Raw genomic sequence first — 20,470 nt, 5'->3', positions numbered from 1 at the left:
GATTGGCGATCGGGCTTGTTTTTTATTAAAACGGAAGTAGGATGATTATGGCAGATCATATGAAGCTTGACGGCGACTGGCCTGCATTGACTTGGCCGCTCCCGCTGAAGGAGGCCCTGGCGCAGCAAACCGGGGAATCGCTGGCGCAAACGGCAAGACTGCTGTTGATAGACGATTGGAAGAACGAACGGGACAAAGACAAGCTTATAGGCGGGCTCTTGCCTGTGTTGGCCGACTATGCCGCCGAATCGACGCGATTGTGGGACGAGGAACGGTGGGCATTGATTCGAAGGCTGGTGAAAAATAAAGGCCTGATCGCGGACCCGCCCGAATCCGGCCCAATCGCTTACTATTTGGCCGAGCGCGGGATCGCGTTTCCCGGGGAGATAAACGGCAAAAAGTCGCTTGTCATGCCGGCCGAGCTGGTCGAGCGTTTCGCCAAGCTGGAGGATCTTTCGGGCACGCCTGCGCAGGTGAAGCGCAATACGGAACATATCAAGCTTACCCAAGGGCTGCTTTACTATTACGGCGTGCTGGAGGAGAGCGAGCTGGAGGCCCGCCTGATCGCGCTGACGGGGGAGACGCCCGAGGATGGCCCCAATATGTTCGAGGTGCTGGTTGACGCGCGCGACTTCCGCGCGATGTACGATTTCGACGAAGACGCGCTATATGCGAACCTCGACGTCGAAGAACCCCAGGAACTGCTGCGCATTCAGCAGGCGCGCAAGGAGCTGCCATATCGCGAGTTCACCAAGGCGGAGCTGCTCAAGGCCGGGGAGTACGAATACGTAGAGCGGACGAAGGCGCATCAGGAGCTGGCCGGCTTCCTGGCCCGCGAATACGCGGTAGACAAGGACGAAGCGGACACGATTGCCGAGATTTGCGCCGATACATTCAAGAACGGCAAGTCGATGAGCGCGGCGTTCGAGATTTTGCAATTCGAGTTTTCGATCGAGGATGCCCAGACGGTCGAAGAGGTCGGCGATCTGCTCGCGCGGCTGAACAACGGCACGAGGTCATGGGTGCTGAAGGGACATCGTCCGGACGAGCTCAATATCGTGATGGGGGGCGGGATTCCGTCCAATGTGCTCGCCATGCCGCAGCGTTCGCACCAGGCGGACGTCATCTCGATCCAGACCGGCCGCAAGATCGGCCGCAACGACCCTTGCCCGTGCGGCAGCGGCAAGAAATTCAAGAAGTGCTGCGGCGCCGTCGGGGACTGAGACGAACCACAAACGAAAACCACAAGCTCTCGCCGATTCGAACCTGGCGAGAGCTTTTTATGCGTGCTTTACATCCGGCTTCGGGTGAAGGCGAACGTGGAGAGGTGAGTATGCTAACGGCATGCCGGCGATTTTTTTTCGTGGTTTGGCGGACCGAAAAACCTGCATTTGTACATCTATATTCAACCGACTCGCAATACATGGTGGAATGCCTGCGAATATGCAGGTAAATTCACGGCAAAAGCCGGAAACCCGGCTGGCGGAGGAAAACACCTGCGTTTTCGCATCTATTTTGTCCAATCGGGGCGATGGCGGCAAAAAAAGATGTATATTTGCAGGCTTAGCGGCGAGAACGATGCGGGCGACGATTGCCAATCGGTCGGAGCAGCCCACGGATTGACCGTTCGAAGCAGCCCACCGGATTGACCGGTCAGAGCAGCTCAGCGGCGGCTCTTCCACTGCTTGCGGTAAGCAAGCGGCGTCAAGCCGGTTCGTTCCTTGAACAGATTGATGAAATGGCTGGCATTATCGATCCCGACTCGTTCCGCGATTTCCCCGACCGGCACGTCCGCGTACTTCAAGTATTCCTTGGCGTGGTTCATGCGCACTTGAATGAGATATTCGATGGGCCCGAGTCCGATATAGCGCTTGAAGGCCCGCGATAAATTGAACTTGCTGACCGAGCGCTCGTTCGCAAGCGTTTCGAGCGTCAGTCTTTCCCTGTAACGCGAGTCGATCGCTTGGACGGTTTGCCTGACGTAGGCCGGTACATCGCGGGGCGACTGTCCGCTGCCCGAAGCAAGGACGACCAGCTCCGTCAGGACGTCGGTAAGCAGCCTGGCGCTTAACAGCTCGGTGTGCGCAAAGTGAAAACGATGAAGGTCGATGAGCTCGCGAATGCGACCGGGAATGATCGAATCGCTGCCTGCCGTGATGACGGGAGCAGATGCATAGCCGGAAAATGCCTCGTAATATCGGCGCGTCTGGCTTCCGTTGAGATGGATCCAGAGCAGCTCCCACGTACCGTCACCGATTGTCGAATAATGCTGATAGTCCATGCAGTCGATAAAAAACGCTTGTCCGCTTGTCAATGCGTACGATTGATTCCGGTAGGCGAGCCTGCCGGACCCCGATACCGTATAGACGATCAGATAGGAATCGATCCCCTCGCGTTCCGTAAAGTAAGAGGCGTTCGCATAAAAATGCCCGACCTCCTGAACGAAGTAGAAAGCGCTCTTGGCCAATTCCGACGGGGTGGCGATCAGGCGGACGGAATCCGCGGACCAGGCGGGAGAGACGTTGACATAAGAAGCCGGCAATCCCCTCATCCTTTCCGCAAGAAACTAGGATTTTCGGTCAACTTTCTCCGATGATTTCAAGATTATAACCGTTTACAATTTTGTTATAAAGCTTGGATCGCAAAAAGGGAGGAATCGCCATGTCAACGCTGCAGCCGATCAAACCGATTCGAAAGGCGCGTATCGGGCTATATTCGGTTGGTCTGCGGGCCTATTGGGAGCAGTTCCCCGGCCTGCGCGAACGCCTGGAGGGCTATGGCAAATTCATTGAAGCAAGACTGTCCGAATGGGCAGACGTGTTCAACTTCGGACTGGTCGATACGGAAGGAGAAGGCCGCCGCGCCGGCGAGTGGCTGAACGCGCAGGACGTCGATCTGGTGTTCTGCCATGCGGCCACGTATTCGACGAGCTCGACCGTACTCCCCGTTCACCAGATTAACAAAGCGCCCGTCGTGTTTTTAAACCTGCAGCCGACCGAACGCATCAACTACGAGGCGACGACGACCGGCGAGTGGCTGGCGCATTGCGGCGCCTGCCCGGTTCCCGAATTCGCGAATGCATTCAACAGGGCGGGCATCCCTTTTCGCGTCGTGAACGGTCTGCTCGGGCTGAAGGAAACGCCGGCCGGTTCCCTGACGAATGAAGCGACCCATGAGCGGGAGGAGGCGATACGCGCCTGGCGGGAGATTCGGGCTTGGGCGCAGGCCGCCGCCGTTCCGCGAACGCTTCGGCACAGCCGCTTCGGCTTCCTGGGCAACACGTACGGCGGGATGCTCGATATGTACAGCGACTTTACGATGATTCAGGCGCAGACCGGCCTGCATGTCGAGGTGCTCGAAATGTGCGACCTCGACCGGCAGCTGCGAACGGTCACGCAGGACGACGTCAAGCGCAAGCTCGGCGAAGTGCGGGAAATGTTCGAGTTAAGCGGCGATTCGGCTTCCGATCCGATTGCGAAAAAGCCGACCGACGAGCAGCTTGAATGGTCCTGCCGGGTGGCGGCGGCGCAAGAGAAGCTCGTACGGGAGTATGAGCTGGACGCGCTTTCTTACTATTATCATGGCGCGCCAGGCGGGGCCTACGAGAAGCTGCAGGGCGGGTTCATCGTCGGACATTCGCTGCTGACGGCACGAGGCATTCCCTGCGCTGGCGAAGGCGATCTGAAAACGGCCGTGGCCATGAAAATTTGCGATATCCTCGGCACCGGCGGCAGCTTTTCGGAGATTGTGGTCACCGATTATGCGGACGGCACGATTCTGCTCGGCCATGACGGGCCGTTCCATATCGCGATCGCCGAGGGCAAGCCGATTCTCCGCGGGATGGGTCTGTACCATGGCAAGCAGGGGACGGGCGTCTCGGTCGAAGCCAAGGTCGCGCGCGGGCCGGTGACGACGCTGAACGTAACGCAGACGGGAGACGGCAGGCTGAAGCTGATCAGCAGCGAAGGCGAATCGACCGACGGGCCGATCATGCGCATCGGCAACACGCAGACGCCGATCCGCTTCCGCGAACATCCGGATGCCTATATGACGAGATGGTTTGCCGAGGCGCCTACGCATCACTGCGCGTTGTCGGTCGGGCACAATGCGGATTTGTTCGATAAGGCGGGTCAGCTGCTGCAGGTCAAGCATGTGAGGCTGTGATTGTCTTGCTTAAGCGCCTGCCTTCGTACCTGCTTTCGCCGCCTCAAGATCGGCCGCCGCCTGCAGGCCTGCCTGGTTCAGCAGGTTCCAGGGCTTGTTGTAATGCGGCTGGAAGAAGAAGTCGACGAATCCGAGCTCTTGTACGGTCATCTTGTTCTGGATGCACACCGACAGCGTATTGGCCGACTGCGTGAGGTCCGCCTTCGACAGCACCTGCGCGCCCAGGAGGCGGCCGCCGTCATCTTCATAGACAAGCTTGACCAGCGCCTTCTCATAGGTCGGCATGAACTCCGGACGGTAGTTGTCGCTGACCGTCGTCGACCGTACCTTCAAGCCGGCATCGATCGCGGCCTGCTCGGTCATGCCGGTCGAAGCGATGTTGAGATCGAACATCCGGATGCCCGACGTGCCCTGCGTACCCATATACTTGACGCGCGGCTCCATGATGTTCATGGCGACGAGCGTCCCCATGCGGACGGCGTTGGTCGCCAGCGGAATGTAGGCGGCCTTGCCGGTCGGGTTGTAGCGGATCGCGCAGCTGTCGCCGGCGGCGTACACGTCCGGGCAGCTCGTACGCATGTATTCGTCGACGACAATCGCGCCGTTCGGCAGCATCATGACCTGGCCCTTGAGCAGCTCCGTATTCGGGCGGAATCCGATGCAGAGGATGACGAGATCCGAATCGTACGCGCCTTCGGTCGTAACGACGCGGGCGACCTTGCCGTCCTGCCCCTCGAGCGCGGTCACCGTCTGGCCGAGCGCGAGCCGTACGCCACGTTCCTGCATGTCGGCTTCGACGATGTCGGTGAACGCCTTGTCGAGGTACTTGAACATGACGCGCGGCGTATTATCGATGAGCGTCACGCTTTTACCGAGCTGATGGAACGCTTCGACCAGCTCGACGCCGATATAGCCTGCGCCGACGACGGTGATCCGCTTGGCGGTCGCCGCTTTTTCGATGATCGTCTGGGCGTGCGCGTAGTTTTTGCAGAGCAGCACCCGGTCGAGATCCATGCCCGGCATCTGCGGAACGATCGGCCACGATCCCGTCGTGACGACCAGCTTGTCGTAGCTGTCGACGGTCACTTCTTCGGTCTCCAGGTTGCGGACGGTCACCGTCTTGTACACCGTATCGACGGCCAGCACGTCATGGCGCATCCGGGTGTTCACGCCGAGCTCGGCGAGCGTGTCGGGATGGGCATAGAACAATTCCTCCGCATTTTTCACGACGCCGCCCACATGAAGCGCGATGCCGCACGACAAGAACGAGATGTTATCGTTGCGCTCGTACACGGTAATTTTAGCGTCGGGATAACGTTTGGCCATTTGGACGGTGGCGGCGGTGCCGGCGTGGGTACAGCCAATAACGACGATTTTCATAGGAAAGTCCTCCTCGGATTCGTTTATTGTGATTAAATTCACATAGTTTGTTGGAAGGAGAGCGAAGAGCTATATCTGCAGGATACAGCGCTTCGCTCAATAGGGTTGTGATTTAAATCACAATGTCTTGTTAAGTCCAATATACGCCACCTTCGGACGGAAGGCAATAATTCAAGTGAAAATAATCACAATCTTTTTTTATAAGCAGAAAGTTACCTGAGGAGCGTCTCCGCGCACGGTCCAAGCGCCGCCCCGGCCATTCCACGCAAATAAGGAGCCGCACCAGCGTTCACATTCGTGACTCGTGGGACGGCTCCGCCTTTGCTTTTATCTGCCGCGCGGTCGCGCGGTCAGAGCGGCTGCTCCGGCGGCGTTTCCGGCGGCACCGCGTCGGGCTTGACGTCCGGCGGTACGACGTCCGGCTTGATCTCGGGCGTCGGATTTTGCACGATCTCCGGATTTGGCACGACGGGCGAGATCTCCGGAGAGGTCGGAGGCGTGATCTCCGGCGTACCTGGATCGAACTGCGGCAGCTCGGCGGCATAATCTCTATTTTCGGACATCTGGCAGCACTCCTTTATTAGTCGCTTGGTCTCCATTACCCAAACGCGGGGCGGCCTTAACGGGATCCCGGACGACAAACATTGGCACTTAGGTCTAATGACGGCAGACTCGGCCCTGTGATATGCTGAATGAAAAACGGCAACAGGGAGTTTGACACGCGATGGAATTTGCGAGAGCTTCATCTATATTTAACGCGATGGAACCGATCGTCGTGAGTTTCTTCGAGGAGCATATTCTGCCCAACTATCCATTGAAATGCAGCTGCGAGAAGTGTACGACGGATATCATCGTACTGACCCTGAACCATCTCAAACCGCAGTACACTTCGACGCAAGCCGGCCAAGCCTACATTAAGGCGCTCTATATGAATCCCCAGCTGCAATCGGACATTTTGCAGGAGCTCACGCGCTCCGTGCAGATCGTGGAGTCCAAGCCGCAGCACCAGCCCGCCGAATAACTCCGAACCGCCACGCAGGCCCACCGTCTTCGGGTCTTTTTTTGCCGCCCGTCCTCATACGGAATGCTCTCTTTCGACGCCCATGCTCCGGTTTGCCGCATTCGGGGTAAATACATGGGAGGATTGGGGCGCACGGCCTCAGCCATAATAAGGAGACGATCCGAACAGAAGCGAGGGGAACGGCGACATGGCGCTTACCGACGAGCAGCGCATTACGCTTCACGGGTTCAACAATCTGACGAAGACGCTGAGCTTCAATATGTACGACATTTGCTACACCAAGACCAAGGAAGAGCGGGAGGCGTACATCGCCTACATCGACGAGCAGTACAACTCCGATCGTTTGACCAAGATTCTGAACGCGGTGGCGGATATTATCGGCGCCCACGTCCTGAATACGGCGAAGCAGGATTATGTGCCGCAGGGGGCGAGCGTGACGCTGCTCGTCTCGGAAGGGCCGATCGTGGAGGTGCCGACGGATTCGTACGAGGAGTCGCCTGGACCGATGCCGGACAACGTGGTGCTGCAGCTCGACAAGAGCCACATTACCGTGCATACGTATCCGGAGTATCACCCGAGCGAGGGCCTCAGCACGTTCCGCGCGGATATCGACGTCTCGACGTGCGGCGAGATCTCTCCGCTCAAGGCGCTCAATTACCTGATCCATTCGTTCGACACCGACATCATGACGATCGACTACCGGGTGCGCGGGTTTACGCGGGACATCAACGGACACAAGCTGTTCATCGATCACGATATCAATTCGATCCAGAATTACATTCCCGACGCCGTGATCGAAGCGTATGATATGATAGACGTCAACGTGTATCAGGAGCATATCTTCCATACAAAGTGCAAGCTGCGCGAGTTCGACCTCAACAACTACCTGTTCGGCTACACCAAGGACAAGCTGAGCGAGGTCGAGCAGCAGGAGATCGCGGAGCGGCTGAAGATCGAGATGGACGAGATTTTCTATGGGAAAAACATTCGTTAGACGTTGCGCGAAGAGGGGGAGCTGCGGATGGGACTTAGAGAGGATGCGGCAAGGCTGAAGCAGGATATCGAAGACGAGCAGAATGCCAAGCTCCGGATCGCCCTGTTCGGGCAGCCGGGCTCGGGCAAGTCTTCGCTCATCAATCAGATCGTCGGGCAGCCGGTCGCGCGCACGGGCGTGACGACCGATACGACGGTAGAGGCGCAGATCATCGCTCATGAGGAGCTGCTTCTCGTGGATCTGCCGGGATACGGAACGTCCCGTTTTCCGCCCAATGAATGGATGGACCGGTTCCGTCCCGAGGAGCTTGACCTGTTTCTCTGCGTATTCGCGGGCAAGTTCCACGAGGCGGACACCGCTTTTTTCAAGGAGCTGCGGGAAAAAGGGCGGATCTGCCTGTTCGTCCGCAACAAGCTCGACGATCTGTGGGAGGACGGCCGCACGACGGAGGAGCTGCAGGCGGAGATCGTCTCCGATGTTGCTCGCCAGATCGGCGCGCCCGAGCATGTGTACTTCGTCAGCTGCCGGACCCGCGAGGGACTGAGCGAGCTGGTGGACGGGATCAAGGCGGCGCTCGAGCCCGCGCTGCAGGAGAAGTACGCGCGGTCGGCCAAGGCGTTCAGCCTCGCGCATCTCGAGGCGAAGAAGGAAGCTTGCGAGAAGTCCGTGTACAAATACGCGGGGCTCGCCGCCGCCAACGGCCTCAATCCGGTACCCGGCGTGAACGTCGGGGTCGACATGTCCATCATGTACAAGATGTTTGCCGAGATCCGGGCCTCGTACGGACTCACGGACGAGAAGGTGAACAAGCTGATCCCCTCGCTCCTGCCGCTCGGCAAGCGGGTGCTCGATTACGGCACGAAGGAAGGCATCATGCTGCTCCTGAAGAAGTTCGCGGGCAAAAGCGCGTCGACCGCTGTCGGGCGCTTCGTGCCGATCGTCGGCCAGGCGATCGCGGCGGCCGCTGGCTTCGGCATGACGCTCGCGGCCGGCAAGTCGTATCTGAACGACTGCCACGAGCTGGCCGAGCGCATCCTGGAGCGGGAGCTCGGAATCGAGCGCCAGCCTTGAGCGCGAAGGCGAAGCGCGCAGGGGGCGGGGCGGGCGCGGAGCCGACGGTGCTGGAGCGCAATCTGAGGCGGCTCGCCTCGGAGCTCGCCGTCATCCCGCGCCGCCGCAAGATCGCGATTCTCGGGCAGCCTGGGGCAGGCAAGTCGGCGCTGCTTGACCTGCTCACGGACCGAGCCTGCGTGCCGAGGCCTGTCGTCGGCCAGCGGACGGACGCGACCTCTTGGGCGCATGACCCGAATGCCGCGCTGATCCATGCGTGCGGAGAAGCCGTCTTCGTCGATTCGCCCGGCTACGGTACGGCCGCGCATCCGGCGGAGACGTTTTTTCGTCTGTTTCCCTATCGCTCGTTCGATCGACTCCTGCTCGTCTTCAAGGATAAGCTCCACGCCGCGGACGACCGGCTGCTCGCCGGCATTGCGCGGGCCGGACTCGCGGAGCGGACGCTGCTCGTTCGCAGCTTTGCGGACAGTCTGGAGGATGAGGATCGGGAGCAGCTGCTCGGCGAGCTTGCAAAGCGGTTCTCCGGACCGAAGGTGCTTTACAGCGCCAGGACCGGCATGGGTCTGGATGAGATCCGGCAGTACGCCGGCATTTGAAGCGAATTTGACCGGTATTCGAATAGAAGCAGGAAATAAGCCTCCGCGGAGGCTTATTTTTGTCCGCAAGCGCACTTTCGCCCGTGACGGAGCCAGCCGGATTTCAAAGCAAAAGCCGGAAAATGAGCGGGCGGAGGAAATTAAATGCGAAGGGTTGTGCGGATGAGCCGCCAATAAGCGTTTCGCGAACATCCCGGATTTCTAATATCCGCCAAACCTAAAGGACCGTCAGGGGGATCTTGATCTCCGGACGGTTCTTCCTTTTCTGGATTAAGATAGTATAATTTTCTATATTATTCCTTGATTCAGGGCGCAGGGCTAAGGGTACGATTGTAACAATTACCGCCGAGCCATCCGGAACTATCATCAACTTCGGGGTCTAGTCGAACGCGCAGTTCTTGAATGTCGCTTGATGGGCTACGGGGGCGCTCTGGAATGAACTAGCGGCCCCGGATGCATAATACAGGCGATGCGGTCAAATCTTGCCGCAAGCGCCTCTAACGGAAGGAGCTGAATGGATGACCGCGACCGATCTGACTCTCCATACGGACAAGTACCAGATTAATATGATGTATGCGCACTGGGTGCAAGGCACGCTCAACGAGCGGGCCGTGTTCGAGATCTATTTTCGCAAGCTGCCGTTCGGCAACGGCTATGCCGTCTGCGCCGGTCTTGAGCGCATCGTCCGGTATATCGAGGCGCTTCGATTCGGCGAGCGGGAGCTTGACTACCTGAAGCGGCAAGAGGAAAACTATGCGCCCGGCTTCCTCGAAGCGCTCCGGTCCTTCCGCTTCACGGGCAGCCTGCATGCGATGCCCGAGGGGACGCTGGCCTTCCCGAACGAGCCGCTCGTCCGGGTCGAAGCGCGCCTCTTCGAAGCGCATCTGATCGAGACGGCCATGCTGAACTTCCTGAACTATCAGACGCTGATTGCGACAAAGGCTTCGCGAATCCGGCAGGTCGCTCCGGACGATATGCTCCTGGAATTCGGGACCCGCAGGGCACAGGAGGCGGACGCGGCCATATGGGGGGCGCGCGCGGCATATGTCGCAGGCTTCCATGCCACTTCGAACATGCGGGCCGGCATGCTGTTCGGAATTCCGTCCAAAGGTACCCATGCGCATGCCTGGGTTCAGGTATTCGGAACGGAGGAGGAGGCCTTTCGCAAATACGCGGAGGCGCTCCCGGATCAGGTCACGCTGCTTGTAGATACGTACGATACGCTTCGCAGCGGCGTGCCGAACGCCATCCGGATCGGCAGGCTGCTCGAGGCTTCCGGCAAGCGCATGGTCGGCATCCGGCTGGACAGCGGCGATCTGGCTTACCTCTCGCAGCAGGCGAGGAAGATGCTTGACGAAGCGGGACTCGACTACGTCAAGATCACCGCCTCCAACGATCTGGACGAGCATATCATCGACAACCTGAAAAGCCAGCGCGCGCGAATCGACGTCTGGGGTGTCGGCACGAAGCTGATCACGGCTGCCGACCAGCCTTCGCTCGGCGGCGTGTATAAGATGGTCGCGATCTCGCGCGACGGCGTCTACGAGCCGGTGATCAAGATCTCCGCGAATCCGGAGAAGGTGACGACGCCCGGCCTCAAGGACGTCTACCGTATCATCGGCCGCGATACGGGGAAGGCGGAGGGGGATTATATCGCCCTCAAGGACGAGGACGATATTCGCGAAGGTCGCCGGATCAAGCTGTTCGACCCGGTGCACCCGTACATTCATAAATATATCGATCGTTACGACGCAGTGCCGCTGTTAAAGCCGGTTATCGTAGACGGCGAGCTGGCGGCGCAGCTGCCGTCGCTCGAAGAAATCCGCGCTTATCATGACGCGCAGATCGGTCAGTTCTGGCCGCAGTATTTGCGCAAGCTTAACCCGGAGCTTTACCGGGTCAACTTAAGCGAACGAGCATGGAAGCTGAAAATGGATTTAATCGCTAAACATTCGCAAATCGAGCATTTTTAATTTCCAGTTACAAACATTAAATGGTAACTGACATGTCGGTGACATGTAATAGGTTTCCTGATCTATTGGTTGTGGATAAGTGACAATTGAATTCGTTTTCATTTATCACTTTCCATCGTTAAAGGGAAAACGCGTTAAAGAATAGCCGCTTTTACACGCTAAATCATGTAAAATTTATTTCAACGTTTGATTAAAAAATGTGCAAAATATCATAGATTTCTTCAGAATCTTGCTTTATAATCGCCTAGGAGAGAGAGCATCCGCTAGAAAACTGGAAAAAGTAAATGCGAATTATGCTCGATCAAAAATCTGGGGAGGCCAGTACATGAAGACAAGGAAGATTGTGTCAGGTATTCTTACGTTGACGCTGCTCGGCGCTTCGTTGGTTGCTTGCGGCAACAACAATAACAACGCAGGCAGCAGCCCAAGCGCCAGCTCCGGCGCTAGCTCGTCCGCAAGCGCGAGCGCGCCATCCAGCTCCTCCAAGACCGAACTCGTGATGAACTACCGTGCGGATCCGCCGGCGCTGGACGTATCGATCGCGGAGAGTGCCGCGTCGTTCACGATTCTCGGCGCTATCAGCGAAGGTCTGTACCGTTTGGATAAAGATTTGCAGCCGCAGCCTGCGCTGGCCGACGGCATGCCGACAATCTCTGAAGACGGCTTGGTCTATACGATCAAGCTGAAGTCCGGTCTGACCTGGGCCAATGGCGATCCGTTGACCGCCAAGGACTTTGTTTATTCCTTCAAGCGCACCGTCGATCCGCGTACGAAGGCGACTTACGGCTTCATGGTCGCCTGGGTCAAGGGCGGCAATGACGTTCTGGCCGCCAAGGACGACGCCGCGATCAAGGCTGCGCAAGACAAGATGGGCGTCGTCGCGAAGGACGACACGACGCTGGAGATCACGCTCGACCACCCGATTCCGTTCTTCACGGCTCAGCTGGCGTTCTTGAACTTCTACCCGCAAAACGAGAAGTTCGTCTCCGCTCAAGGCGATAAGAGCGGCGCGGATGCGGACAAGGTGCTCGGCGCCGGTCCGTTCAAGCTGACGAAGTGGGACCACGAGCAGCAGCTCGTGCTTGAAAAGAACGACAAGTATTGGGATGCCGCCAACGTCAAGCTGACGAAGGTAACGTTGAACATCGTCAAGGATACGGCGACTGGCCTGAACCTGTACGAAACGGGCGCGACCGATTATGCCGACGTCAAGGGCGACCAAATGCTCGCCTACGACGGCAAGCCGGATTTGCAAATGAAGAAGGAGCTCGTTACGGGTTACCTGAACTTCCAAGCGACGAAGGTTCCCGCGTTCGCCAACGTTAAGGTTCGGCAGGCGTTCACGATGGCAATCGACCGTGCCGGCGTTGCCAACCTCGTTCTGAAAAACGGTTCCGTTCCTTCGACCGGCTTCGTGCCGGCCGGCAACCAGGACGGCAATGGCAAGGACTTCCGTACGGTCGTAGGCGACACCGAAGCTGCCTTCGACGCAGCCAAAGCGAAGCAGCTGCTTGCTGAAGGCCTTGCGGAATCCGGCGCTACGCTGCCTAAGCTCTCCATCATCGGCGACGACACGGAGACCGGCAAGAAAATGCTCGAGTATCTCGTTTCCCAATGGAAAACGAACCTGGGCGTAGACGTAACGACCGAGCCGCTGCCGCACGCGAACCGTCTGGATCGCGAGCTGTCCAAGAACTACCAGATCGTCAGCTCCCTGTGGGGCGCGGACTACAACGATCCGATGACCTGGCTCGACATGTTCCTGACCGGCGGTTCGTTCAACACGCAAGACTGGTCGAACGCCGAATACGACAAGCTGGTCAAGGCCGCTCAACTCGAGACCGACAACGCGAAGCGCGCCGACGAAATGGCGCAAGCCGAGAAGATCCTGCTGAGCGAAGCTGCCGTCACGCCGCTGTACTTCCGTTCCTCGCCGTTCGTCATCAATCCGAAGCTGAAGGATCTGATCCTGCCGCCTTACGGCCCCGATTTCGAATTGAAGTGGGCTCACTTCGAAGGATAAGACAAGCGTCAAGCTTGCTTTACGACTAACGCACCTGGTACAGTCAACGCCAACCATGAGGGAGGCCGTTCTTGAACGGCTTCCTTCATGTGCTTGATGCTAGTAAATTCGATGAAGGGAGGGTTTTCCATGCTGAAGTATACCTTGCGCAGGTTTATTTATATGATCATTACGCTTTGGGTCGTAATCACCGCTACTTTTTTTCTGATGAAGCTGCTTCCGGGCAATCCGTTCGGCGAGAATGCATCGAAGCTGTCGCCCGAGAATCTGCAGATCCTGCGGGAGCAATATGGCCTGGACAAACCCGTCTGGCAGCAATACTTGAAGTACATGGGCAAAGTCGTTCAAGGGGACCTCGGCGTCTCCTACCAGTATCCGACGCGTGAAGTCGTCGATATTATCAAGCATAACTTCAAGGCTTCGCTCGAGCTTGGAGCAGAATCTTTGGTATTCGCCGTCATCATCGGCCTATTACTTGGCATTTTCGCGGCGCTGAGACACAACAAAGCCGGAGACTATACCGCAATGCTTATTGCGATTATCGGAATCTCCGTGCCGTCGTTCGTTGTCGGGCCGCTGCTTTCATACTTTGTCGGCGTTAAATGGGGGATATTGCCCCCGGGACTGTGGAACGGTCCCGAGCACCGTGTTTTGCCGGCGCTCGCGCTTTCGTTCGGCACCATCGCCATCCTCGCGCGGATGATGCGTGCTTCCATGCTCGATGTCGCCGGGCAGGATTATATCAAGACCGCCAAGTCCAAGGGCATCGGCGGCAACGCGATCGTCTGGAACCACATGATCCGCAATGCCATACTGCCGGTCGTCACGATTCTTGGTCCTATCGCCGCTAATGTCGTCACCGGCACGCTTATCGTGGAGGAGATTTTCTCGGTGCCGGGTCTCGGTCACCAGTTCGTGCAGTCGATCGTAACGACGGACTACACGATGATCGCAGGGCTCGCTATCTTTTACGCAGCCATCCTGATCTTTGTCATGTTCATCACGGATATCGCGTACGGCCTGGTCGATCCGCGGATTCGCTTAGGGAAGGGGAGATAGACAATGGACAACATCGCCAAGAGCCAATTCGAGCCGGCGGTCAAGTCTGGCGACAGAGAAGCGATTCTTCGCCCTTCCGTCAGTTATTGGCAGGACGCCTGGCGGCGTCTTAAAAAGAACAAGCTGGCCATGGCCGGACTTGTCGTCATGATCGTCATCGCGCTGCTTGCGATTATCGTGCCTCTCGTCAGCGGCTACGACTATGAGACGCAAAATCCAAGCGCCGTCAATCTTCGTCCTTCCGCCGCCCACTACTTCGGCACGGACGACTTCGGTCGCGACCTGTGGACCCGCGTCTGGTGGGGCGCCCGCATTTCCCTGTTCATCGGCATTATGGCCGCGCTGCTCGATCTCGTCATCGGCGTGCTGTACGGCGGCATCTCCGCGTACTTCGGCGGCAGGGTAGACAACTTCATGCAGCGTTTTATCGAAGTCATTTATTCGATCCCTTACCTGCTGCTCTCCATCCTGTTGTTGATGGTGCTCGGGCCGGGCGTATCGACCATTATATTGGCTTATGCCATCACCGGCTGGGTCTCGATGGCGAGGCTCGTACGCGGACAGATGCTCGTGTTAAAAGAGCAAGAGTTCGTGTTGGCTGCCAGGGCGCTGGGCGCCAAGCCTTTCCGTATCATACTGAAGCATCTCATTCCGAACGCGCTCGGCGTCATCGTCGTTCAGATTACGTTCGTCGTGCCGACCGCCATTTTTGCCGAGGCCTTCCTGAGCTTTATTGGATTAGGCATCCGGCCGCCGCTGGCGTCGCTGGGGAATCTGCTGAGCGACGGCGCGACGTATATGCGTTACCATCCGCACCGTCTCGTATTTCCGACGATCATATTCAGCTTGATATTGCTGAGCTTTAACCTGCTCGGGGACGGCCTGCGGGACGCACTCGATCCCAAGATGAGAAAATAAGGAGGGGAGTCCGATGAGCAAGCCTCTATTGGAAGTAAACAACCTGCGCGTATCGTTCAAGATGCATGCGGGCGAGGTGCAAGCGGTTCGCGGCGTCTCCTTTAAACTGGATAAAGGCGAAGTGCTCGCAATCGTGGGAGAGTCGGGCAGCGGCAAATCGGTCACCGCCCAGACGCTCATGCGCCTCACGCCGACGCCGCCCAGCTATATTAAAGAAGGCTCTATCTTATACGAAGGCCAGAAGGACATCACCAAGCTGAGCGAGTCGCAAATGCGGAAGGTTCGCGGCGCCGAAATGGGCATGATTTTCCAGGACCCGATGACATCGCTGAATCCGACGATGACCGTCGGGATGCAGATCGCCGAAAGCATCCGCAAGCACGAGAAGCTGTCGAAAAAAGCGGCGCTGGCCCGTGCGATCGAGCTGCTCAAGCTCGTCGGCATGTCGAATCCGGAAGGCCGTATTCACCAATATCCGCATGAGCTGTCCGGCGGCATGCGTCAGCGCGTCATGATTGCGATCGCGCTGGCCTGCCATCCGAAGCTGCTGATCGCGGACGAGCCGACGACGGCGCTCGACGTGACGATCCAGGCGCAGATCATGGACGTCATGCGCGACGTGCAGGAGAAGACCGGTACGTCCATCATTTTGATCACGCACGATCTGGGCGTCGTCGCCGAGCTGGCGCAGCGCGTTATCGTCATGTACGCCGGACAGGTTGCCGAACAGGGCAGCCTGCACGATATCTTTTATAATCCTCGTCATCCTTATACCTGGGGACTGCTGAACTCGGTACCTCGCCTCGACACCGACAAGAAAAGCGAGCTGACGTCCATTCCGGGCACGCCGCCCGATTTGTACGCGCCTCCTAAAGGCTGCGCGTTCGCGGCTCGCTGCCCGTATGCCATGAAGGTGTGCATGGAGAACGATCCGCCGCAGTTCGAGATCGACGGACCGGCCCATACGGCCAAGTGCTGGCTGAACCATCCGGACGCTCCCAAGGTAGACAGGCCGATCGAGACAGGGGGTGCCGCAAATGTCTAACGCGCCTATTCTGGAATTGACGGATCTGCGCAAGCATTTTAATCTGTCCGGCGGCCGCGTGCTGAAGGCCGTGGACGGCCTGAACTTCAACGTGCGGCGCGGCGAGACGTTCGGTCTCGTCGGCGAATCCGGCTGCGGCAAGTCGACCGCGGGGCGCACGATCATGCAGCTGTACGAGCCGACCTCCGGCAGCATCAAGTTCGACGGCCGCGACGTGAGCAAGCTCACGAAGTCCGAGCGGATCAAGTTCACCAAGGAAATGCAAATGGTGTTCCAGGATCCGTACGCATCGCTCAACCCGCGGATGACCGTCGGCAAGATCATCGGCGAAGGCCTCGAGATCCACGGGCTGGCCTCCGGCCGCAAACGCACGGAACGCGTCGCCGAATTGCTGGACGCCGTCGGCCTGAACGAAGAGCACGCGAACCGGTTCCCGCACGAATTTTCCGGCGGTCAGCGCCAGCGGATCGGCATCGCACGCGCGCTGGCCATCGAGCCTAAGTTCATCGTAGCGGACGAGCCGATCTCCGCGCTCGACGTGTCGGTGCAGGCGCAGGTCGTCAATCTGTTCAAGAAGCTCCAACGCGAGCGCGATCTGACCTATCTGTTCATCGCGCATGATCTGGCGATGGTCAAGCACATCTCGGACCGCATCGGCGTCATGTACCTGGGCAAGCTGGTCGAGGTCGCCGAATCGGACGAGCTCAACGAAAACCCGCTGCATCCGTATACGCAGTCGCTGCTGTCCGCGATCCCGCTGCCGGATCCCGAGCAGCAAAAATCGCGCGAGCGCATCATCCTGAAGGGCGAGATCCCGAGCCCGCTGAATCCGCCGAGCGGCTGCCCGTTCCGCACGCGCTGCCCGCACGCGATGGACATCTGCGCCAAGACGATGCCCGAGTTCAAAGAAGTCAAGCCGGGCCACGCCGTGGCCTGCCACCTCTATTAATAGTAATCGCAAAACCCGCGCCGGAGGATACGCCTCCGGCGTTTTTTTTGCTTGGTGCGCGGTTGCGAGGGATGCGACCCCCGCCTGCCAGGGCACCTTCTAAAACCCCGCAGGCTCGAGTAATTCAGCCGTTCCAGTAACTCCTCGGTTTAATTCCGTCAACCCCGTCAACCCGTCAACCCGTCAACCCGTCAACCCGTCAACCCGTCAACCCGTCAACCCGTCAACCCGTCAACCCCGTCAACCCCGTCAACCCCGAGTAACCCCGAGTAACCCCGAGTAACCCCGAGTAACCCCGAGTAACCCTGAGAAACCTCATAGCTCCGCACCTGACACGCCGCACGTCCGGTAATCTCACGCTCCGCCGCGGCCTCCATTTCAAATAAGTGTCAAAAGGCATTTATTTCTCTCATAGACGATAGAATTTTTCGAATAAGGGTCAAAAGGCAGCTATTTCTTTAAAACCGACTCCGCTCACTAAAATCTCGCCGAGATAACTGCCTTTTAACAACTCTTGGATTCGCGCTCGCGATAACTGCCGAAATAACTGCCTTTTAACCACTATTAATTACTCCGAACGGTGCAACCCCACGAATGAAGCTAACGAACAACGTGTTCATAGCCACTTCCATGCCGCATCCGTCGCTTCGTATCGTACGATCCGGCTACCTTCCGGTCCGCGTACTTCCGTTAACAAGCCCGCCTCACATAACGCGTTCAGCATGCGAAGCGCTGTCCGGTGACCGATACGAAGATGTGTCGAGACATCTATCGGTCGCACCGGACGTGCGAGCGTAGCGGCCATCCGAATAATTTCCCGTTCCATAAGCTTGTCCGTGCCAATCGGGAGCGACTGCGTTTGGTAGCGGGCGAACAGCATGCGAAGCAGCGTCACGCACAACTCCGGCCTCGACACTACGTCGTCATACGCGAAGCTAATGACTTGATAACCCATCGCGGTCAGAAACGTCTCGCGATTCAGTTCGTTGCAGTATTTCTGCCGGTCCATGTCGCGCACATGCGGGCCGAAGCCTTTGATCTCAATGACCAGCTTCACTGCGACGCGAATCCATACGAAATCGCAAAAGTAAGACAAGCCGCGCCAATCTCTCACCTCGTACTCCGGGTGCAGCCCTTCAAAGTGTCCATGCAGCTTCCACCACACGTTTTGGCAGAACAGCTTCTCTGCCTCCCGATGTCCGCGTTCCAGTCTGCCCCTGCGCTCGCCCGATCTCGCAGATAAATGCTGCGCGATAAAGGCTTCGTGCGCTTGCTCGAATCCCATCGACCCAACCTCCCGGCAAATAAAAAACGCCCCGCGGCAATCCTCAAAGGGAATGCAGGCGGGACGTTCTTCGTCTCGATAGTTACATTATAGAAGGGGAGCCGCACGGCGGCAAGCGGTAATCCAAGCTCGCTTCTCGGATCTTACTTCAACCCTGCCCAAGCCGGCTCCTGAACTTCCAGCCAGCGGTTGCGGATGTCGAGAATCTCGCGGTCGGGGAGCTTGCCTTTGGCTGCATACCCGATGTTCTGCCGGAAATGCGTCAGGTTGGTCGTGCCTACGATCGCGGTGTCCACGTACGGCACGGAGAGTACAAAACGGAGTGCGTTCTCTGCGATGGCATCGGAGTCGTTTTTCAAAAACGGATAGTTGAGTTTCTCCAGCCGCTCCACGTAGGGGTCCGGCGCGTTCTCAAGCCCTTGCCGCACCCAGACTGCGTTGGCGATCGGGCGCTTCGCGATGATGCCCATGTCGCGTTTGGCCGCCTCGCTCACGGTGAGCTGCAGCGCTTCCTGGTCGGCGATGTTGATCGACGTCTCGAGCGCGTCGAAGACGCCCGTGTTTACCGCATACAAAGCGTCCGTGCTGTCGCCGCTGTAGCCGATGTAGCGCGTCAGGCCTTCCCGCTTCAGATCGCGCAGCGCCTCGATCAAATCGCCTTGACGAAGCACGGCTTCCGAACAACTGTGGATCATCATGAGGTCGACGTAGTCGGTTCGCAGATCCCGCAGCGTCCGCTCGATGCTGGGCCGCACATTGCGGACGTCCCAGTCCGGATAAGGGAGACCGACGCTCTCGCCTTCGCCGAGCTTGCTGAAAATGTAGAATTCGCTGCGCCGGCTCGAGACGAGCTGGCCGATCAGGCTCTCGCTGCGCTTGTAGCTCGAAGCGGAATCCAGCACGTTGACGCCCTCGTCCAGCAGCGCGTTGAGCAGATCGCCGACCTCGCGGTCCGTCGCCTTGGAGCTATCCATGCCGATCTCGGCGCTGCCGAAGCCGAGCACGGACACCTTCATATCGGTTTTGCCGAATTTACGCGTCTCCAAATCCGATTCCCTCCCGTAAGTCGATTCGTTGGTCTTGCTACCCCATTTGTACCCTTGAAGGCTGTTCCTCACGCAAAATAACGGTCAAAATCGCCTGCACATGCCGCTCACCTCTGGGCTGGTCCCCGCATATGTTGAATGCAGAACAATCCCCGTAAGCCTTATCCGCCCGATACGGTTTCCATCCGGATCCGGCGCGGTCCGATTTCGCTTTTTAAAGCGCCGATGTTAAAATGTAAGAAGCTAGTCCGCATTCGGAAGGAGATCTGGAAGATGGCGAACACGTACGTGTATACCCGCAGAGAAGAAGTGGCCAACGCCATAACGCACGGATTGGGCGCGGTATTGAGCGTCTCGGCGCTGACGATCCTGATCGTCTACGCCAGCCTGTACGGGACGGCCTGGCATGTAACGAGCTTCGCGATCTACGGCACGACCATGCTCCTCTTATATACGGCTTCGACGCTCGTACACGCCCTCCGGGAGGGACGTCTGAAGAATTTGTTCGAGACCTTCGACCATTCGTGCATTTATTTGTTTATTGCCGGCACGTATACGCCGATATTATTGACCGTGCTGCGCAGCCCGCTGGGCTGGACGCTGTTCGGCCTCGTCTGGGGGCTTGCGATCGGCGGCGTCGTTTTTAAAGCGTTTTTTACGAAAAAGTTCCTCTACCTGTCCACGCTTGTCTACATCTTAATGGGATGGATGATCGTTCTCGCTTGGGGGCCGCTAACCGCGGCATTGTCGGCGGGGGGCATGCAGCTGCTCATCGGCGGCGGACTGCTGTACACGATCGGCGCGATCTTCTACGTTTGGCGCGGCTTTCCTTACCATCACGCCATCTGGCATCTGTTCGTGCTCGGCGGCTCGATCGCGCACTTTTTCGCCATTCTGTTGTTCGTTTTGCGGATTTACTGATATTTCCCCGGAAATTGTAGTAGAA

Annotated in this window: 18 protein-coding genes; 13 read left to right on the top strand and 5 right to left on the bottom strand. The window is 58.1% G+C overall.

The annotated features are described in order from the left end of the window. The first annotated feature begins 47 nt into the window (after window positions 1-47). On the top strand, window positions 48-1,223 hold the full coding sequence (locus tag KB449_RS21985; RefSeq protein ID WP_282910391.1) for a YecA family protein: 1,176 nt from the start codon (window positions 48-50) through the stop codon (window positions 1,221-1,223). A gap of 440 nt (window positions 1,224-1,663) precedes the next feature. Here the strand turns inward: KB449_RS21985 and KB449_RS21980 are convergent, their stop codons facing one another. Then, window positions 1,664-2,542: a helix-turn-helix domain-containing protein gene (locus KB449_RS21980; RefSeq protein WP_282910390.1), complete on the bottom strand. Its 879-nt coding sequence runs from the start codon at window positions 2,540-2,542 to the stop codon at window positions 1,664-1,666. A gap of 119 nt (window positions 2,543-2,661) precedes the next feature. On the opposite strand from KB449_RS21980, the gene KB449_RS21975 reads away from it, so the two are divergent. Continuing rightward, window positions 2,662-4,164, top strand: coding sequence for an L-fucose/L-arabinose isomerase family protein (locus KB449_RS21975; protein ID WP_282910389.1), 1,503 nt, complete (start codon window positions 2,662-2,664; stop codon window positions 4,162-4,164). 9 nt (window positions 4,165-4,173) lie between these two features. On the opposite strand, the gene KB449_RS21970 is transcribed toward KB449_RS21975, so the two are convergent. Together KB449_RS21970 and KB449_RS21965 are read right to left on the bottom strand one after the other, a co-directional pair. Then, window positions 4,174-5,544: an FAD-dependent oxidoreductase gene (locus KB449_RS21970; protein WP_282910388.1), complete on the bottom strand. Its 1,371-nt coding sequence runs from the start codon at window positions 5,542-5,544 to the stop codon at window positions 4,174-4,176. 350 nt (window positions 5,545-5,894) lie between these two features. Continuing rightward, complete coding sequence (locus KB449_RS21965) at window positions 5,895-6,107, bottom strand: hypothetical protein (protein WP_282910387.1); 213 nt, start codon at window positions 6,105-6,107, stop codon at window positions 5,895-5,897. A 161-nt stretch (window positions 6,108-6,268) separates the two neighbouring features. On the opposite strand from KB449_RS21965, the gene KB449_RS21960 reads away from it, so the two are divergent. The 10 genes from KB449_RS21960 to KB449_RS21915 all read left to right on the top strand — a co-directional run bounded on the left by KB449_RS21960 (window position 6,269) and on the right by KB449_RS21915 (window position 17,193). Continuing rightward, a complete protein-coding gene (locus tag KB449_RS21960; RefSeq protein WP_282910386.1) occupies window positions 6,269-6,565 on the top strand; it encodes a late competence development ComFB family protein in 297 nt (98 codons plus the stop codon). 187 nt (window positions 6,566-6,752) lie between these two features. After that, the gene (speD, locus tag KB449_RS21955; protein ID WP_282910385.1) at window positions 6,753-7,559 is read left to right on the top strand and encodes an adenosylmethionine decarboxylase; all 807 of its coding nucleotides are present in this window, start codon (window positions 6,753-6,755) and stop codon (window positions 7,557-7,559) included. 27 nt (window positions 7,560-7,586) lie between these two features. Further along, on the top strand, window positions 7,587-8,630 hold the full coding sequence (locus tag KB449_RS21950; protein WP_282910384.1) for a GTPase family protein: 1,044 nt from the start codon (window positions 7,587-7,589) through the stop codon (window positions 8,628-8,630). Then, window positions 8,627-9,226, top strand: coding sequence for a GTPase (locus KB449_RS21945; protein WP_282910383.1), 600 nt, complete (start codon window positions 8,627-8,629; stop codon window positions 9,224-9,226). Before KB449_RS21950 ends, KB449_RS21945 begins: the two co-directional genes overlap by 4 nt. A 518-nt stretch (window positions 9,227-9,744) precedes the next feature. Then, window positions 9,745-11,199 (top strand): nicotinate phosphoribosyltransferase, encoded by a 1,455-nt coding sequence (locus tag KB449_RS21940; protein ID WP_282910382.1) that lies wholly within the window; start codon window positions 9,745-9,747, stop codon window positions 11,197-11,199. 325 nt (window positions 11,200-11,524) lie between these two features. Then, on the top strand, window positions 11,525-13,222 hold the full coding sequence (locus tag KB449_RS21935; RefSeq protein ID WP_282910381.1) for a peptide ABC transporter substrate-binding protein: 1,698 nt from the start codon (window positions 11,525-11,527) through the stop codon (window positions 13,220-13,222). A 129-nt stretch (window positions 13,223-13,351) separates the two neighbouring features. Further along, on the top strand, window positions 13,352-14,281 hold the full coding sequence (locus KB449_RS21930) for an ABC transporter permease (RefSeq protein ID WP_282910380.1): 930 nt from the start codon (window positions 13,352-13,354) through the stop codon (window positions 14,279-14,281). A 3-nt stretch (window positions 14,282-14,284) separates the two neighbouring features. Continuing rightward, window positions 14,285-15,199, top strand: a complete 915-nt coding sequence (locus tag KB449_RS21925) for an ABC transporter permease (protein ID WP_282910379.1) — start codon at window positions 14,285-14,287, stop codon at window positions 15,197-15,199. A 13-nt stretch (window positions 15,200-15,212) separates the two neighbouring features. Then, window positions 15,213-16,244 (top strand): ABC transporter ATP-binding protein, encoded by a 1,032-nt coding sequence (locus KB449_RS21920; protein WP_282910378.1) that lies wholly within the window; start codon window positions 15,213-15,215, stop codon window positions 16,242-16,244. Then, window positions 16,237-17,193, top strand: coding sequence for an ABC transporter ATP-binding protein (locus KB449_RS21915; protein ID WP_282910377.1), 957 nt, complete (start codon window positions 16,237-16,239; stop codon window positions 17,191-17,193). Before KB449_RS21920 ends, KB449_RS21915 begins: the two co-directional genes overlap by 8 nt. A 616-nt stretch (window positions 17,194-17,809) precedes the next feature. On the opposite strand, the gene KB449_RS21910 is transcribed toward KB449_RS21915, so the two are convergent. Both KB449_RS21910 and KB449_RS21905 read right to left on the bottom strand, forming a co-directional pair. Next, window positions 17,810-18,478, bottom strand: coding sequence for a DUF559 domain-containing protein (locus tag KB449_RS21910; RefSeq protein WP_282910376.1), 669 nt, complete (start codon window positions 18,476-18,478; stop codon window positions 17,810-17,812). A gap of 143 nt (window positions 18,479-18,621) precedes the next feature. Further along, window positions 18,622-19,524, bottom strand: coding sequence for an aldo/keto reductase (locus KB449_RS21905; RefSeq protein WP_282910375.1), 903 nt, complete (start codon window positions 19,522-19,524; stop codon window positions 18,622-18,624). A 273-nt stretch (window positions 19,525-19,797) separates the two neighbouring features. On the opposite strand from KB449_RS21905, the gene trhA reads away from it, so the two are divergent. Beyond that, complete coding sequence (trhA, locus tag KB449_RS21900; protein WP_282910374.1) at window positions 19,798-20,445, top strand: PAQR family membrane homeostasis protein TrhA; 648 nt, start codon at window positions 19,798-19,800, stop codon at window positions 20,443-20,445. The last annotated feature ends 25 nt before the right edge of the window (window positions 20,446-20,470 follow it).

The organism is Cohnella hashimotonis (assembly GCF_030014955.1).
Lineage (GTDB): Bacteria > Bacillota > Bacilli > Paenibacillales > Paenibacillaceae > Cohnella > Cohnella hashimotonis.
This window is presented reverse-complemented; position numbering and strand designations above follow the sequence as displayed.

Bases quoted from the DNA above. Each gene is read 5' to 3' on its own strand.
- KB449_RS21925 (WP_282910379.1), top strand. From the start codon at position 14,285: ATGGACAACATCGCCAAGAGCCAATTCGAGCCGGCGGTCAAGTCTGGC.
- KB449_RS21940 (WP_282910382.1), top strand. From the start codon at position 9,745: ATGACCGCGACCGATCTGACTCTCCATACGGACAAGTACCAGATTAAT.
- speD (WP_282910385.1), top strand. From the start codon at position 6,753: ATGGCGCTTACCGACGAGCAGCGCATTACGCTTCACGGGTTCAACAAT.
- KB449_RS21950 (WP_282910384.1), top strand. From the start codon at position 7,587: ATGGGACTTAGAGAGGATGCGGCAAGGCTGAAGCAGGATATCGAAGAC.
- KB449_RS21965 (WP_282910387.1), bottom strand. From the start codon at position 6,107: ATGTCCGAAAATAGAGATTATGCCGCCGAGCTGCCGCAGTTCGATCCA.
- KB449_RS21960 (WP_282910386.1), top strand. From the start codon at position 6,269: ATGGAATTTGCGAGAGCTTCATCTATATTTAACGCGATGGAACCGATC.
- KB449_RS21985 (WP_282910391.1), top strand. From the start codon at position 48: ATGGCAGATCATATGAAGCTTGACGGCGACTGGCCTGCATTGACTTGG.
- KB449_RS21910 (WP_282910376.1), bottom strand. From the start codon at position 18,478: ATGGGATTCGAGCAAGCGCACGAAGCCTTTATCGCGCAGCATTTATCT.
- KB449_RS21915 (WP_282910377.1), top strand. From the start codon at position 16,237: ATGTCTAACGCGCCTATTCTGGAATTGACGGATCTGCGCAAGCATTTT.
- KB449_RS21935 (WP_282910381.1), top strand. From the start codon at position 11,525: ATGAAGACAAGGAAGATTGTGTCAGGTATTCTTACGTTGACGCTGCTC.
- KB449_RS21920 (WP_282910378.1), top strand. From the start codon at position 15,213: ATGAGCAAGCCTCTATTGGAAGTAAACAACCTGCGCGTATCGTTCAAG.
- KB449_RS21970 (WP_282910388.1), bottom strand. From the start codon at position 5,544: ATGAAAATCGTCGTTATTGGCTGTACCCACGCCGGCACCGCCGCCACC.
- KB449_RS21930 (WP_282910380.1), top strand. From the start codon at position 13,352: ATGCTGAAGTATACCTTGCGCAGGTTTATTTATATGATCATTACGCTT.
- trhA (WP_282910374.1), top strand. From the start codon at position 19,798: ATGGCGAACACGTACGTGTATACCCGCAGAGAAGAAGTGGCCAACGCC.
- KB449_RS21975 (WP_282910389.1), top strand. From the start codon at position 2,662: ATGTCAACGCTGCAGCCGATCAAACCGATTCGAAAGGCGCGTATCGGG.